Origin of the sequence: Actinomadura sp. NTSP31, from assembly GCF_041951385.1 — a bacterium.
GTDB classification, from domain to species: Bacteria; Actinomycetota; Actinomycetes; order Streptosporangiales; family Streptosporangiaceae; genus Spirillospora; species Spirillospora napierensis.
This window is the reverse complement of record NZ_JBGNUT010000003.1, coordinates 12,945-27,488: the sequence shown is the minus strand read 5'-3', so window position 1 is coordinate 27,488 and position 14,544 is coordinate 12,945. Positions and strand designations below refer to the sequence as shown.

General features: G+C 72.8%; 14 protein-coding genes. 8 read left to right on the top strand and 6 right to left on the bottom strand.

The features are described 5' to 3' along the window. Positions 1–60 precede the first annotated feature (60 nt). Entirely contained in the window at positions 61–558 is a 498-nt protein-coding gene (gene greA, locus ACA514_RS05340; RefSeq protein WP_344267571.1) for a transcription elongation factor GreA, read from the bottom strand. Between the two features lie 198 nt (positions 559–756). Continuing rightward, complete coding sequence (locus ACA514_RS05335) at positions 757–1,140, bottom strand: DUF4307 domain-containing protein (RefSeq protein ID WP_375039867.1); 384 nt, start codon at positions 1,138–1,140, stop codon at positions 757–759. Between the two features lie 184 nt (positions 1,141–1,324). On the opposite strand from ACA514_RS05335, the gene mca reads away from it, so the two are divergent. The 4 genes from mca to ACA514_RS05315 are packed head-to-tail and all read left to right on the top strand — an operon-like array spanning position 1,325 to position 4,629. After that, positions 1,325–2,188 (top strand): mycothiol conjugate amidase Mca, encoded by an 864-nt coding sequence (mca, locus tag ACA514_RS05330; RefSeq protein ID WP_375040277.1) that lies wholly within the window; start codon positions 1,325–1,327, stop codon positions 2,186–2,188. Further along, positions 2,188–2,436: a hypothetical protein gene (locus tag ACA514_RS05325; protein WP_375039866.1), complete on the top strand. Its 249-nt coding sequence runs from the start codon at positions 2,188–2,190 to the stop codon at positions 2,434–2,436. Before mca ends, ACA514_RS05325 begins: the two co-directional genes overlap by 1 nt. Before the next feature lie 19 nt (positions 2,437–2,455). Continuing rightward, positions 2,456–3,745 (top strand): low temperature requirement protein A, encoded by a 1,290-nt coding sequence (locus ACA514_RS05320; RefSeq protein ID WP_375039865.1) that lies wholly within the window; start codon positions 2,456–2,458, stop codon positions 3,743–3,745. A gap of 41 nt (positions 3,746–3,786) precedes the next feature. Continuing rightward, entirely contained in the window at positions 3,787–4,629 is an 843-nt protein-coding gene (locus ACA514_RS05315) for a hypothetical protein (RefSeq protein ID WP_375039864.1), read from the top strand. A gap of 45 nt (positions 4,630–4,674) precedes the next feature. On the opposite strand, the gene ACA514_RS05310 is transcribed toward ACA514_RS05315, so the two are convergent. Beyond that, positions 4,675–5,151: a pyridoxamine 5'-phosphate oxidase family protein gene (locus ACA514_RS05310; RefSeq protein WP_375039863.1), complete on the bottom strand. Its 477-nt coding sequence runs from the start codon at positions 5,149–5,151 to the stop codon at positions 4,675–4,677. Between the two features lie 85 nt (positions 5,152–5,236). On the opposite strand from ACA514_RS05310, the gene ACA514_RS05305 reads away from it, so the two are divergent. Then, positions 5,237–6,190: a ribonuclease Z gene (locus tag ACA514_RS05305; protein WP_375039862.1), complete on the top strand. Its 954-nt coding sequence runs from the start codon at positions 5,237–5,239 to the stop codon at positions 6,188–6,190. Between the two features lie 31 nt (positions 6,191–6,221). Further along, positions 6,222–7,580: a dihydrolipoyl dehydrogenase family protein gene (locus ACA514_RS05300; protein WP_375039861.1), complete on the top strand. Its 1,359-nt coding sequence runs from the start codon at positions 6,222–6,224 to the stop codon at positions 7,578–7,580. On the opposite strand, the gene ACA514_RS05295 is transcribed toward ACA514_RS05300, so the two are convergent. Then, complete coding sequence (locus ACA514_RS05295; RefSeq protein ID WP_375039860.1) at positions 7,577–8,479, bottom strand: class I SAM-dependent methyltransferase; 903 nt, start codon at positions 8,477–8,479, stop codon at positions 7,577–7,579. The two genes, ACA514_RS05300 and ACA514_RS05295, sit on opposite strands and share 4 nt — an antisense overlap. Before the next feature lie 208 nt (positions 8,480–8,687). On the opposite strand from ACA514_RS05295, the gene ACA514_RS05290 reads away from it, so the two are divergent. Next, positions 8,688–10,673, top strand: a complete 1,986-nt coding sequence (locus tag ACA514_RS05290) for a thioredoxin domain-containing protein (RefSeq protein ID WP_375039858.1) — start codon at positions 8,688–8,690, stop codon at positions 10,671–10,673. A gap of 193 nt (positions 10,674–10,866) precedes the next feature. Beyond that, positions 10,867–12,048: a C40 family peptidase gene (locus ACA514_RS05285; RefSeq protein WP_375039857.1), complete on the top strand. Its 1,182-nt coding sequence runs from the start codon at positions 10,867–10,869 to the stop codon at positions 12,046–12,048. A gap of 218 nt (positions 12,049–12,266) precedes the next feature. Here ACA514_RS05285 and ACA514_RS05280 read toward each other — a convergent pair whose 3' ends face one another. Then, positions 12,267–12,905: a TetR family transcriptional regulator gene (locus ACA514_RS05280; protein WP_375039856.1), complete on the bottom strand. Its 639-nt coding sequence runs from the start codon at positions 12,903–12,905 to the stop codon at positions 12,267–12,269. Further along, complete coding sequence (locus ACA514_RS05275; protein ID WP_375039855.1) at positions 12,886–14,439, bottom strand: MFS transporter; 1,554 nt, start codon at positions 14,437–14,439, stop codon at positions 12,886–12,888. Before ACA514_RS05275 ends, ACA514_RS05280 begins: the two co-directional genes overlap by 20 nt. Positions 14,440–14,544: the final 105 nt, after the last annotated feature.

The following is a 14,544-nucleotide window of genomic DNA, read 5'->3' as shown; positions in this document are numbered from 1 at the left end:
CTCCCGGCCGGTGACGGCCGCTCCGGAGGGCGGCGGCCGCTGCGGCGTGGCGCGCGCGGCTCAGCCGCCGTAGGGGGTCGCGTCGAGGATCTCGACGGTCATGCTGCGCCCGTTCGGCAGCGTGTAGGTGGCCTTGTCGCCGACCTTCTTGCCGTTGATCGCGGCGCCGAGCGGCGACTTCGGCGAGTACACGTCGATGGGGGCGCCGACCTCCTCGCGGGAGGCGAGCAGGAACGTGACCTCCTCGTCGTCGCCCTCGAAGGTGACCGTGACGGTCATGCCGGGGCCGACCACGCCCTCGGTGCGCGGCGCCTCGCCCACCCGGGCGTTCTCCAGGATGCCCTGGAGCTGGAGGATGCGGCCCTCGATCTTGCCCTGCTCCTCCTTGGCCGCGTGGTAGCCGCCGTTCTCGCGCAGGTCGCCTTCCTCCCGCGCCGCCTCGATCTTCTGAGCGATCTCGATGCGGCCCGGGCCGGACAGGTGGTCCAGCTCGGACTTGAGCCGGTCGTACGCCTCCTGGGTCAGCCAGGTGACGTTGTCAGCGCGGGTCTCGGTCACGGGTACTCCTCATCCACATGTTGCGATCCTCGCCGGCCCTCCCGGGCGGGCGCCACATCGACATGAAGTGCGGCCGGGTGAAACCTCAAGCCTATCCGGTGTGTGCGGGTAAAGGTTCCCTGAACTCGGCGTGCGCAACCGGCCAATCGGGTTTCGCCGCCCGATGGGGCGAACCGGGCGTCCGGCGCCCGGCCGGCCTCACGCCTTGCGGCAGTCCTGCAGTTGGGCGCTGGTCGCCCGGCCCGGCGTCGGCAGCGTCTCCGACAGGCCCGCCTTCGACGTCCCGGCCGGCGCCGTCACGTCCTTCTTCGCGATCGTCGTCATGTTCTCGTCGAAGGCCGCCAGCGTGCAGCGCACCACGTCCCCCTTCGGCTTGGCGATCGAGAAGTTCACCTCGATGGAGCCGGGGCGCGCGTCATAGGTGATCAGCTGCGCGTCGATGCCGGGGGTCTGCCCCACATGCGCGGCGATGAAGCCGAAGCCGCCCGCGGCGACCGCGCACACGATCCCGATGATCACCAGGCCGAGCCGGCCCCGCTTCGGCTCGGCGGGCGCCGCCGGCTCCGACACGCTCGTTGTCATGGCGGGAATCTCCGTGCGAGGTGCGGACGTTGTCAGGGACAATTCTCGTCCATGCGATCGCGTGCCCCGCACCGGGGTGCGCCTGCGCTGGAATTTTCGCTGAGAGGGAGATCCCCAGGTGTCCGAGGTCATCGACGGTACGACATGCGCCGGGCCCGACGGGGGCGCGCAGCCGCTGCGCCTGATGGCGGTGCACGCGCACCCCGACGACGAGTCCAGCAAGGGCGCGGCCACGATGGCCCGTTACGTCGCCGACGGCGTGGAGGTGCTGGTCGTCACCTGCACCGGCGGCGAGCGCGGCGACATCCTGAACCCCGCGATGGACCGGCCGGAGATCAAGGCCGACATCGGCAAGGTGCGCGAGGCCGAGATGGCCCGGGCCCGCGAGATCCTCGGCGTCCGCCAGCGCTGGCTCGGCTTCGTCGACTCCGGCTTCCCCGAGGGCGACCCGCTGCCGCCGCTGCCCGCGGGCTGCTTCGCGCTGGAGCCGCTGGAGACCGCGAGCGAGCCGCTGGTGCGCGCCGTCCGCGAGTTCCGCCCGCACGTGATGCTGACCTACGACGAGAAGGGCGGCTACCCCCACCCCGACCACGTGAAGTGCCACGAGGTGTCGGTGGAGGCGTTCGAGGCCGCCGGCGACCCCGAGCGCTACCCGGACGCGGGCGAGCCGTGGCAGCCGCTCAAGCTCTACTACCACATGACCTTCAGCAAGGACCGCATCCTCGCGCTGCACACCGCGATGGAGAAGGCGGGCCTCGAGTCGCCGTACCACGACTGGATCGCCGGCTTCGAGGACGAGAAGGAGAAGCGCGCGAAGTGGGAGGTCACCACCCGGGTCCCGTGCGCGGACTTCTTCGAGACCCGTGACCGCGCGCTGCTGGCCCACGCGACCCAGATCGACCCGAACGGGTTCTGGTTCCGCGTCCCGCTGGACGTCCAGCGCGAGGCATGGCCGACCGAGGACTACCATTTGGCCAGGTCCCTGGTCGACACCGAGGTGCCGGAGGGCGACCTGTTCGCCGGCATCCGGGAGAAGGTGTGTCTCTAGTGCTTCCGCTCGCTCACGCCATTCCGCTCAACAACGACACGGTCAGCCCCGGCCTGCTCGGCTTCGGGGTCTTCATGGCGCTGCTGGTCGCGCTGGTGTTCCTCGTCCGCTCGATGAACAAGCAGATGAAGAAGATCCAGGCGCCCCGGGAGGCCGACCTCAAGCAGCAGGAGTGGGAGCGGGCCCAGGCCGCGCGGGCCGCCGCGGCCGCCGACAAGGCGGGCGACGAGCCCGCCGGCTCCGCGTAGCCCCGGCCGGCCACGGCCCATGAGCGACGCGCACCCCGAGCACGCCGCGCGCGGAGCCGTACCCGCCGCGCGGCCGTCCAGGGCCGACGCCCTGCTGCGGCCGCGGGCCGGGACGGCGCGCGTCACCTTCTTCGAGCTCTTCTTCGACCTGGTCTTCGTCTTCGCGGTGACCCAGCTGTCGCACCGGCTGCTGGAGCACCTGACCGCCCGCGGCGCCGCCGAGACGCTGCTGCTCCTGCTGGCGGTCTGGTGGGCGTGGATGTACACCTGCTGGACCACCAACTGGTTCGACCCCGACCATCCGGCGATCCGGCTGATGCTGGCCGGCGTGATGATCGCCGGCCTGTTCATGGCGGCGATGCTGCCCGGCGCGTTCGGGCACAACGGGATGTGGTTCGCCGCCGCCTACGTGATCATCCAGGTGGGGCGGACCCTGTTCGTCGTCGCCGCCACCTGGAACCACGAGCTCGGCCGCAACTTCCAGCGGGTCCTGTTCTGGCTGGTGGTGGCCGCCGCCCTGTGGATCGGCGGCGCCCTCGTCCACGACCCGGGCGCCCGCGCCGGGCTGTGGGTGCTGGCCGTCGCCCTGGAGTACCTCGCCCCGTGGCACGGGTACGCGACGCCGCTGCTCGGCCGGTCCAGCACCGCCGAATGGACGATCGACGGCGGCCACATGGCCGAGCGCTGCCAGCTGTTCATCATCATCGCGCTGGGCGAGTCGGTGCTGGTCACCGGCGCGACGCTGGGCGGGCACACGCCGACGGCCGGGGTCGCGGCCGGGTTCGTGTCGGCGTTCGCCGGCGCCGTCGCACTCTGGTGGATCTACTTCGACCACACCGCCGAGAAGGCCGCCGAGCGGATCGCCTCGTCCGCCGACCCCGGACGGCTCGGCCGGTCCGCCTACACCTTCATCCACATCGTGATGGTCGCCGGCATCATCGTCGGCGCCGTCGCGGACGAGCTGGTGATGGCGCATCCCGGCGGCCACATGACCACCGGTTTCGCCGCCGTCGCGGCGGGCGGCCCGGCCCTGTTCGTCTTCGGGCACGCGCTGTTCAAGCGGGCCGTCTTCGGCGAGTTCACCCGGGCCCGCCTCACCGCGCTGCTCGCCCTCGCCGGGCTGGCCGCGATCGCCTTCGCGCTCACCCCGCTGACCCTGCACATCTGCGCCACGGTCGTGGTCGCGGCGCTGGCGCTGTGGGACGTGCGCGCCTACCGGCTGAGCCACCGCGACCTCGGCGTCCCCGCGATGCCGTCCGCGCCGTCCGCGCCGCTCCGCGAGGCGGAGGAGCCGCTCCCCGAGCACTGAGCCCGCCGGTTGCGGTGCCGCGCGCCGGGAAGGACCCCGGCGTGCGCGCGAAATTCGAGGACTCCTACCGGGCGCTCCCGCCGGACGCCGCCCGGCTGCTCCGGCTGCTGGGCCTGCAGCCCGGCGACGACTTCGGCCCCGCCGCGGCGGCCGTCCTCGCCGACGTCCCCGAGGCCGGCGCCCGCGACCTGCTCCGGACGCTCGCCGAGCACGGCCTCGTCGCCGACGCGGGCGGCGGCCGGTACCGGCTGCCCGGTCCCGTCGGCGACTACGCGCGCGAATGGTCCGCCCGGGAGGACACCGAGCAGGAGCGGGACGCCGCGCTCCACCGCGTCCTGGACCACTACCTCGCCGGCGCCGCCTCCGGCGAGGCCGGACTTCAGGCGGAGGGCCTCGCGCTGCTGCACCGGGAGCGCTGGACGGAGGCCGCCGGGGCGCTCGAGGAGGGGCTGCGGCTGGCCGAGCGGGACGGCGACCGCCGCACGGTCCTGCTGGCCCGCCACAACCTCGCCCGCGCGCTGCTGGAGACGGGCGCACTCGACCGTGCCATGCGGCTGCTGGGCCCGCTGCCGGACGAGTTCGCCGCGCTCTCCGACGACCACGACCGGGCCCGCGCCCTCACCACGCTCGGCGAGGCGTACCTGAGGGCCGGGCGCCCCGTCGCGGCGACCAACTTCTTCGGGCAGGCGCTGGAGATCGTCCGGGGGGAGGAGTCGGCGGAGCGGGAGGGCGACGCCTTCGTGCACATCGCCGACGCCGCCCGCGAGCGGGGAGACGCTGCCGCCGAGGGCGCCGCCCTAGACCGCGCGATCACCCTCTACCAACAGGTCCCCACGCCCAAAGCCGACCAACTGCAACGCCGCCGCGCCGACCTCAACCCCTGACCCAAAGGGCGAGCGACCGTTCCCCAGCCCTGCGCAGACCAATGCCTAGGACTTCCCGTGGTCCCAGCTCACGATGGTGTCGGGGTCCATGACGACGAGGACGCGCTTGGACATGGCCTGCTCGATGCCGGCGGCCATGGCGGGGTCGATGGGCTCGCCGACCTCGGGGACGGGCAGGCCGGCCATCCGGGAGCCGACGACGTAGCCGATCTTGTGCAGCTCGTCGCGGTCCTCGATGACGAGGCCGCGGCCGTACAGGGCGACGCCGCGCAGCTCGTTGTACTCGACGCCGTCCTCGACGAGGCAGGTCATCGTGGGGTTGCGGCGCAGGTTCACGACCTTCTGCGACGAGTGGTAGGTGGTGAACGCGATCTTGCCGTCGAGCAGGGCGTAGAACATCGTGACCAGGTGCGGTTCGCCGTCCTTGCCGATGGTGGCGACCTGGACCTTGAAGTTGGCGGCGAGGTAGGCGGCGACCTCGTCCGGAGTCATCTTGATCTTGTCGCGCTTGCTTCCGGCCACGCGGCTCTCCTCTGCTCGCATCGGTCCAGGACGCGGCCAGAATAACCAAGCGCTTGCAACGTCCCGCACCCGGCACCATGGAGGGATGTCGGTTCGCGATCTCCTCGTCCTCGGCTCCGCCAGCGCGGTGCCCACCAAGGCCCGCAACCACAACGGCTACCTGCTGCGCTGGGACGGCCATGGGCTGTTGTTCGACCCCGGCGAGGGGACGCAGCGGCAGATGGCGCGCGCCGGGGCCGCCGCGAACGACGTGACGTGGATCTGCGTGACGCACTTCCACGGCGACCACTGCCTCGGCGTGCCCGGGATCGTGCAGCGGATCGCGCGGGACGGCGTGGAGCACCCGGTGGACGCGGCGTTCCCCGCGAGCGGCCGGACGTACTGGGAGCGGCTGCGGCACGCGTCGGCGTTCCGGGACACCGAGGTGATCCGGGAACGGCCCGTGTCGGGGGAGCGGATGGCGCTCGACACCGGCGATGCGCCGTTCTCGCTGGTCGCGCGCCGGTTGTCGCATCCGGTGGAGGCGTACGGGTACCGGCTGGAGGAGCCGAACGGGGTCACGATGCTGCCCGGGCGGCTCGCCGAGCGGGGCGTGCGCGGCCCGCTCGTCCGCGAGTTGCAGGAGCACGGCCGCGTGACGGCGCCGGACGGCCGGACGGTGACGCTGGAGGAGTGCAGCACGCGGCGTCCGGGGCAGAAGGTCGCGTTCGTGATGGACACCCGGCTCTGCGGCGGCGTCGGGGAACTGGCGGACGGCGTCGACATGCTGATCATCGAGTCGACGTTCCTGGACGAGGACGCCGCGCTGGCCGCCGAGTACGGGCACCTCACGGCGGGGCAGGCGGGCCGGGTCGCGAAGGAGGGCGGCGTCCGGCACCTGGTCCTGACGCACTTCTCCGAGCGGTACCGGCCCGAGGACGAGCACCGGTTCCGCGACGAGGCCGCCGCGGTGTTCGGCGGCGAGGTGTCGCTCGTCCACGACCTGGACCGGATCCCGCTGCCGCCCCGGCGGGCGGCAAAACCTCGTCCGCCCCAGTGACAGGGCGCCGCGACGGGGCAGAACACCGGGCATGGCGGAAGAAGTCGATGTCGTCGTGATCGGTCTCGGGCCCGGCGGGGAGGACGCGGCGGGCCGGCTGGCCGAGGCGGGCCTGTCCGTGGCGGCCGTGGAGTCCCGGCTGGTGGGCGGGGAGTGCCCGTACTACGCGTGCGTCCCGACGAAGATGATGGTGCGCGCCGCGGGCCTGCTCGCCGACGGCACCCGCATCCCCGGGATGGCCGGCGACTCGATCATCCGGCCCGACTGGGCCCCGGTCGCGGCCCGGATCTGCGACGAGGCCACCGACTCGTGGACCGACACGGCCGCCGCCGACCGGCTCACCGGCCGGGGCGCCCGGCTGGTGCGCGGCGAGGGCCGCATCACCGGGCCGCGGGAGGTGACGGTCGGGGACGAGGTGTTCCGGGCCCGCCGCGGCATCCTGATCAACACCGGCACGTCGCCCGCGGCCCCGCCGATCGAGGGGCTCGCGGACGTGCCGTTCTGGACGAACCGGGAGGCCGTGCAGGCCACCGAGGTGCCGGAGTCGCTGCTGGTGCTGGGCGGCGGCGTGGTCGGCGTGGAGCTGGCGCAGGTCTTCTCCCGCTTCGACAGCCGCGTGACGGTCGTGGAGGCGGCCGACCGGCTGCTGCTGAACGAGGAGCCGGAGTCGAGCGGGCTGCTCCGCGAGGTCTTCGAGCGCGAGGGCATCGGCGTGCGGACGGGCGCGAAGGTCACCGGCGCGTCCTACGCCGGCGGCGAGTTCCGCCTCCATCTCGGCGAGGAGACCCTGACCGCCGACCGGCTGCTCGTCGCGACCGGGCGCCGCCCCAACCTCAGGGGCCTCGGCCTGGACGCCGTCGGCCTGGACGAGGGCGCCCGCCGGATCGACGTGGACGGGCACATGCGCGCCGCCGACGGTGTCTGGGCGATCGGCGACATCACCGGCAAGGGCGCGTTCACGCACGTGTCGATGTACCAGGCGTCCGTCGCCGTCCGCGACATCCTCGGCGAGGAGGGCCCGCAGGCCGCCTACCGGGCCGTGCCGCGCGTGACGTTCACCGACCCCGAGATCGCCGCGGTGGGCCTCACCGAGGCGCAGGCCCGCGACCAGAACCTGCCGGTCCGCACGGGCGTCGCGCGGATCCCCGACTCGGCGCGCGGCTGGATCCACAAGGCGGGCAACGACGGCTTCGTCAAGCTGGTGGAGAGCGCCGAGTGGGGGGTGCTGGTGGGCGCCACCGCGGCCGGGCCGTCCGGCGGGGAGGTCCTCGGCGCGCTCGCCGTCGCCGTGCACACCGAGGCCCCCACCGCCGCCCTCCGCGAGATGATCTACGCCTATCCCACCTTCCACCGCACGATCGAGGCGGCCCTCGCCGCCCTGGACGGCTAGCGCTCCGGGGGGCGCCTGCGGCGCATCGCCCGGGGCAGCGCGGTGGCGGCCCGGCCGACCTTGAAGCTCATCGAGTTCCGGACGGAGTCGAGCTCGTGCTGCGCGCGGGCCCGCTGGTCCTCGATGCGGGCGAGGCGCTCCTTGAGCTCGCGGACCTGGTTCTTCTTCTTCGGCTTCGGGGCGGGCTTGCCCTTGACGCGCACGAGGCGCCGCCCGGCGACCTCCTGCGTCTCGTGCCAGAGGTCGTCCTGCGCGCCGAGCCACTCCAGCAGGTCGTCCTGGACGGGCTTCGGGTCGCCCCACGTCCCGTAGAACTTCTGCGGGGAGACGCAGACCGCGCGCAGCCCGTCGGCGGCCACCGCCTCCCAGACGGCGGCGGAGACGCCCGGGGTGTGCTCGGAGCGGTAGTCGTCGCAGACGAGGACGCCCCCGACGGGCAGCATGACGTGCGCGGCCTGGATGTCACCGCGTACGTGCTCGTACAGGTGGGAGGCGTCCACGTGCACGAACCGGCAGCTCTCCGGCTGGACGTGGTCGAGGATCACCGAGGTGGGGGCCTGGACGATCCGCGGCAGGTCCTCGTGGAAGGCGCCGTAGTTGGTCTCGAAGGCGGTGCGGGTCAGCGAGGCGTACGACCCCTCCATCTCGGCCTGGTTGGAGTCGTCGGGCGCCTGCGAGTCGAACAAGTCGCAGACGGTGAAGTTCTCGCCGTCGCGCAGGTGGCGGCCCATGAGGATGGCGCTCTTGCCCAGGTAGGAGCCGAGTTCCACCAGGTCGCCGGACTGCCCGAGCCGGTCCTGGCGTTCCAGGAACCAGGTGAACAGGCGCTGGTCGACCTTGGGGAACCAGCCGTCGACGTCGTCGAGCGAGGCGGGGAGGGAGGGCCGGGATTCGATCATGATGTGAAGCTCCAACATCATCGTGTGCGGGGAGCGGGGGGCACGAGGCGAAGCGGTGCGGATCGTGGAGTCGGTCGTGGAGTCGGGGGTCCGTGGGGGCGGACCGGATCACCGCGCGTCATCATAGGGGCGGCCTGCTCACCGGCAAGCCGTCGAAACGGGACCGTCCGGCCCGTGAACCGGCCGCCGGATGGGGCAGGATCGGGGCATGAACCGCCTCAAGGACGCGACCAGCCCGTACCTGCTGCAGCACGCCGGGAACCCGGTGGACTGGTGGGAGTGGAGCGCCGAGGCGTTCGCCGAGGCGCGCGCGCGGGACGTACCGGTGCTCCTTTCCGTCGGATATGCCGCTTGCCACTGGTGCCACGTGATGGCCCACCAGTCCTTCGAGGACGGTGGGACCGCGCGGCTCATGAACGAGATGTTCGTGAGCGTCAAGGTGGACCGGGAGGAGCGTCCCGACATCGACGCGGTCTATATGGAGGCCACGCAGGCGATGACCGGTCAGGGCGGGTGGCCGATGACCGTGTTCATGACGCCGGACGGGCACCCCTTCTACTGCGGAACGTACTTTCCCCGGGCACAGTTCCAGGCGCTCTTGCAGGCCGTCCACAAGGCGTGGACGGAGCAGCGCGACGAGGTGGCCGCGCAGGGGCAGCAGGTCGTCGCGGCGCTGACGTCGCGGGGGAGCGGCCTCCCGGGGGGCGAGGCGCCCGGCGGGGAGCGGCTCGCGCAGGCGGTGAAGGTGCTGGCGCAGTCGTACGACGCGGCGCGCGGCGGGTTCGGCGGCGCGCCGAAGTTCCCGCCGTCGATGGCGCTGGAGTTCCTGCTGCGGCACCACGCGCGCACGGGCGACGCGGAGGCCCTCGCGATGGCGGGGCACACGCTGGAGGCGATGGCGCGGGGCGGGATGTACGACCAGCTGGGCGGCGGGTTCGCGCGCTACTCGGTGGACGCGCAGTGGATCGTCCCGCATTTCGAGAAGATGCTGTACGACAACGCGCTGCTGGCGCGGGTCTACGCGCACTGGTGGCGGCTGACCGGTTCGCCGTTCGCGCGGCGGGTCGCGCTGGAGACCTGCGACTGGATGCTGCGCGACCTGCGGACGCCCGAGGGCGGGCTGGCGTCGGCGCTGGACGCCGACAGCGAGGGCGTCGAGGGCAAGTACTACGTCTGGACGCCGGAGCAGTTGCGGGAGGTCCTGGGCGAGGACGACGGCGCGTACGCCGAGCGGCTGTTCGAGGTGACCGGGACGTTCGAGCACGGGACGTCGGTCCTGCAACTGCTCGGCGATCCGGACGACCCCGAGCGGTACGAGCGGATCCGGACGCTGCTGCTGGAGGCCCGCGCCCACCGGGTGCCCCCGGCCCGCGACGACAAGGTGGTCGCGGGCTGGAACGGGCTGGCCGTCGCGGCGCTGGCCGAGTGCGGCGCGCTGTTCGACCGCCCGGACCTGGTCACCGCCGCCGAGGACGTCGCGCGGCTGATCATCGACGTGCACGAGAGCGGCGGGCGGCTGGCCCGCACCTCGCGGGACGGCGTCGCGGGGGCCAACGCCGGCGTGCTGGAGGACTACGCGGACGTGGCGGAGGGCCTGCTCGCACTGCACGCCGTGACCGGCGACCCCGTGCACATGCGGCTGGCGGGCGAGCTGCTGAACACCGTCCTCGAACGGTTCGCGGACGGGTCGGGCGGCTTCTACGACACCGCCGACGACGCCGAGCAACTCTTCCGGCGCCCGCAGGACCCGACCGACAACGCCACCCCCTCCGGGCAGTTCGCGGCGGCCGGCGCGCTCCTGTCGTTCGCGGCGCTGACCGGGTCGGACTGGCACCGGCAGGCCGCGGAGGCGGCGCTCGGACCGGTCGGCCCGCTCGCCGGCGAGCACGCCCGGTTCGCCGGATGGGGGCTCGCGGTCGCCGAGGCGCACGCGGCCGGGCCGGTGGAGATCGCGATCATCGGCGGGCGCGACGACGAGCGGACCCGGGCGCTGCACCGGACCGCGCTGATGTCGCCCGCGCCGGGCGCGGTCGTGAGCGTCGGCGAACCCGGCGCGGAGGGCGTCCCGCTGCTGGCGGGGCGCGAGCCGGTGGACGGCGCGCCCGCCGCCTACGTCTGCCGGATGTTCACCTGCCGCCTGCCGGTGACGACCCCGGCCGAGCTGACCCGCGAGCTACGTGGACAATTGGATTAACCGTCCATTTTGTGGCAGCGTGACCTTGCTCTCGTTCCCGCATGGTGTTACCAATGGGTAGCGGAGACGGGGCTGACCCGATGGGGCAGGGCGGGCCGGGGTGCCCGCTGGTGCGCCGGGTATCTGGACGGTTGCCGCTCCTCTGGGTCATAGTCATGGGAGCCGGGCAGGCCGACCTAAAAGGAGCGTGGCAGTGCGGAAGCCGAACCGCCGGATCCTACCGACGATCATCGGCGTTTCGGTCCTGACCACGCTCGCGGCCAACACCGCGGTGCTCATCGCCCGCGGCCACGACGGCGATCCCGCGCCGTCCCCGCAGGAGAAGGACGCCCGCTACGTCGCCGCGTCCGGCAGCACCAGCCTCTCGCCCAGCGCGGTCGCCCCGCTCGGCAAGCGCCTCACCCCGCACGTCCTGGTCGCCGCCCCGTCCACGCTGCCCGCCGCGACGGTGGACAAGATCCGCCACGCCAAGGGCGTGAAGGGCGTCGAGCTCGTCGACGCGGTGCAGGGCATGGTCGCCGGCAAGCGCGTCGGCCTGATGGGCGTCGACCCGTCCACGTTCCGCAACTACACGCCGAAGCCGACCGCGCAGTCCGACGCCCTGTGGCGCAACGTGGCGTCCGGCGACGTCGCCATCTCCTTCACGATGGGCAGCGACGGCGGCGTCAAGCTCGGCAGCCAGGTGCCCGTCGGCGGCAAGCAGCACCAGTCGAACCTGCGCGTCGGCGCGTACGCGACGATGGGCGTCAGCGACGTCGACGCGGTCATCTCGCACGCCACCGCGCAGGCCCTCGGCATGCCGACCGGCAACGCGATGCTGATCAGCGTCCCGAAGACCAGGCCGGCCGCCTTCGTCAAGAAGCTGAAGAAGGTCCTGCCGAAGCACGCCAAGGCCGTCGCGGTGAACCCGCAGATCGACTTCCCGAAGGCCGGATCCGGCCAGGCGCCGACCTCGCACGGCCAGGTGATGACCGCCGGCCAGGTGCAGACGGTGATCAAGGCCGCCTACACGCGGATCGGCTGGCCGTACGTCTGGGGCGGCGAGTCGGAGGCCGAGGGCGGCTACGACTGCTCCGGGCTGATGCAGTACGCCTTCGCGCGGGCCGGCATCCGCCTGCCGCGCGTCGCCGCCGACCAGGCCCGCGCCGGCTGGGTCATCCCGTACAGCAAGGCCGTCCCCGGCGACATGCTGATCTGGGCCAACGACCCCACCGCGCCGGGCTACATCTCGCACATCGCCCTGTACATCGGCGACGGCAAGATGGTCGTCGCGCCCCGCACGGGCCTCGACGTCATGATCCAGAACGTCTACACCCGCAACCTCAAGGGCGCCGTCCGAGTAAGCCCCCAACAGGCCGCCCGCCTGGCGAGCTAGCCCGCCCCGCCAGGTCCCAACCTCAGCCCCGGCGGGTCCGAACCCCAGCCCCGCCAGGTTCTAACCTCAGCCGCCGCACGGGCAGGCACGCGGAGCGAGTGCAGCGAGCGGAGCGGGCCTGCCCGCCGGTCGGCAGGCTGTTTCGCGCGGAGCTCCAGCGGAGCGGGAAACGGCCTGCCGACCGTGACGGGGGTTCCAGGGGGTCGCCCCCCTGGGAATCACAAGGGGCAGCCGCGGGACAGGAACTCGAGGTTGTGGTCGACCATGGCCGGGAGGTCGCCGGGCGGGGCGCCGTTCAGCCACTGGTACAGCGCCGCCTGCAGCATGCCCAGGACGGCCCAGGTGAACGCGTGCACGTCCGGGTCGTCGGGCGCCCGGCCGGTGCGCTCGGCGGTGATCTCGCTCAGGACGGCGTGGGTGCCCGCGCGGAGCGACTCGAACGCGCGGGCCCGGAGGGCCGGGACGGTCGCGGTGAGGCGCATCCGGGTGGTGACGACCTCGCGGTCCTGCTCGTACATCAGGGGGAGGATGTCGCCGAACATCCTGCGGAGCGCCTCGATGGGCGGGAGGTCCGCGGGCTGGTCGCGGAGCAGCTCCGCCATGACGGGGTCGTACTCGTCGGTGAAGACCACGTCCTCCTTGGTGGGGAAGTAGCGGAAGAACGTGCTCGGCGAGATGTCGGCCGCGTCCGCGATCTGCTCCACCGTGGTCTCGTCGTAGCCCTGCTCCGCGAAGAGCCGGAGGGCGTGGTCCTGAATCGCCCTCCGGGTCTTCAGCTTCTTGCGCTCCCGCAGCGGGAGCCGGCTCAGCCGGTCCTCGAGTCGGTCGATCGGGTGCTCAGGAAGCGGCGTGCTCATGGTTCGATTCTCGGTCATCGGGGCGGGGCTCCGCATCCCGGCGCACCCGACCGGGCTGGAAGATCCAGAGCAGGACGGCCATGGCGAGAGCGGCGGCGGCGCACGTCCCGAGCACGGAGTCCATGCCGAGGACGTAGGCGTGCTGGGCCGAGACGAGCAGGCCGCCGTCCGGGAGGGCCGCCTCCTTGAGGTCGGCGACGACGGAGACGGCGCCGCCGATCGAGTCGCGGGCGGTGTCCGCGGCGTCCGCGGGGAGGCCGCCCGTGGCGACGCGGTCGCGGTAGACGGCCGACAGGAGGCTGCCGAGCCCGGCGACGCCGAGGGTGGAGGCGGTCTGGCGGAAGGTCTGGACGAGCCCGGAGCCGCGCCCGGCCTGCTCCTCGGGCAGGGCGGCGAGCACCGCGTCCATGGCCGGGATCAGGGTCAGGCCGCAGCCGACGCCGACGACGAGGAGCCAGCCGAGGGCGGTGGAGTAGGTGTCGCCGGTGCCGGTGAGCGCGCCCCAGCCGAGCCCGGCCGCGAGGACGAGCAGGCCGGTGACGAGGACCGGCTTGTGGCCGGTGCGCGGCGCGATGCGGTCGGTGGCGGCGGCGCCGGCCAGGAGGCCGAACATCATCGGGATCAGGCGCACGCCGGTGTCGAAGACGCCGCTGCCCTGCACGGCCTGAAGGTACTGCGGCAGGGCGAACATGATCCCGCTCATGATCAGGTTGGCGGCGACGGCGGTGGCCAGCGCCCACACGAACCGGGCGTCCCGGAAGAGGCGGAGGTCCAGCATCGGCTCGGCGACGCGCCTCTCCCAGAGGACGAACGCGGCGAGCAGGACGGCCGCGGCGGTGAAGGAGACGCGGACGACCGGGTCGCTCCAGCCCTGGGCGGGCGCCTCGATGACCCCGTAGACGAGGGCGACGACGGCGCCCATCGACAGCAGCGCGCCGATCCCGTCGACGCGGGGGGCCGAGGGGTCCTTGGTCTCGGGCAGCAGGAACGCGACGGCGACGGCGCCGACGGCGACGACGGGGACGTTGATGAGGAAGATCGAGCCCCACCAGTAGTTCTCCAGCAGCCAGCCGCCGAGGAGCGGGCCGAGCGGCAGGCCGAGCGCCATCGAGGACGACCAGACCGCGACGGCGCGGGTCCGCTCCTCGGGCGGGAAGATCGCGGGGAGCATCGACATCGACAGCGGCATGACGATCGCTGCGCCGGCCCCCATGAGGGTGCGGGCCGCGATGACGCCGCCGGTGCCGCTCGCGAACGCGCCGGCGAGCGAGGCCAGGCCGAAGATCACGAGACCGGCGATCAGCAGCCACTTGCGGCCGAAGCGGTCGCCGAGGAGGCCGGCGGGGAGCAGCAGCGCCCCGAAGGCCAGCAGGTAGGAGTCGACGATCCACTGGAGTTCGCTGGTGCCGGCGTGCAGGTCTTCGGAGAGCGTGGTCAGCGCCACGTTGAGGATCGTCATGTCGAAACCGAGGGCCAGCATGCTGAGCGCGAGCGCGCCGAGGCCGAGCCAGCGCCGCGTGGGGGACGTCTTCATGAGGTTCACCTCCAAATAGTTCGAACTATTAAATGAGAGTAACTATCAAAAGATGGAGGATGTCAATACTGGTGAAGCCTGGCGTCACCGCAGTGGGGGTTGTAA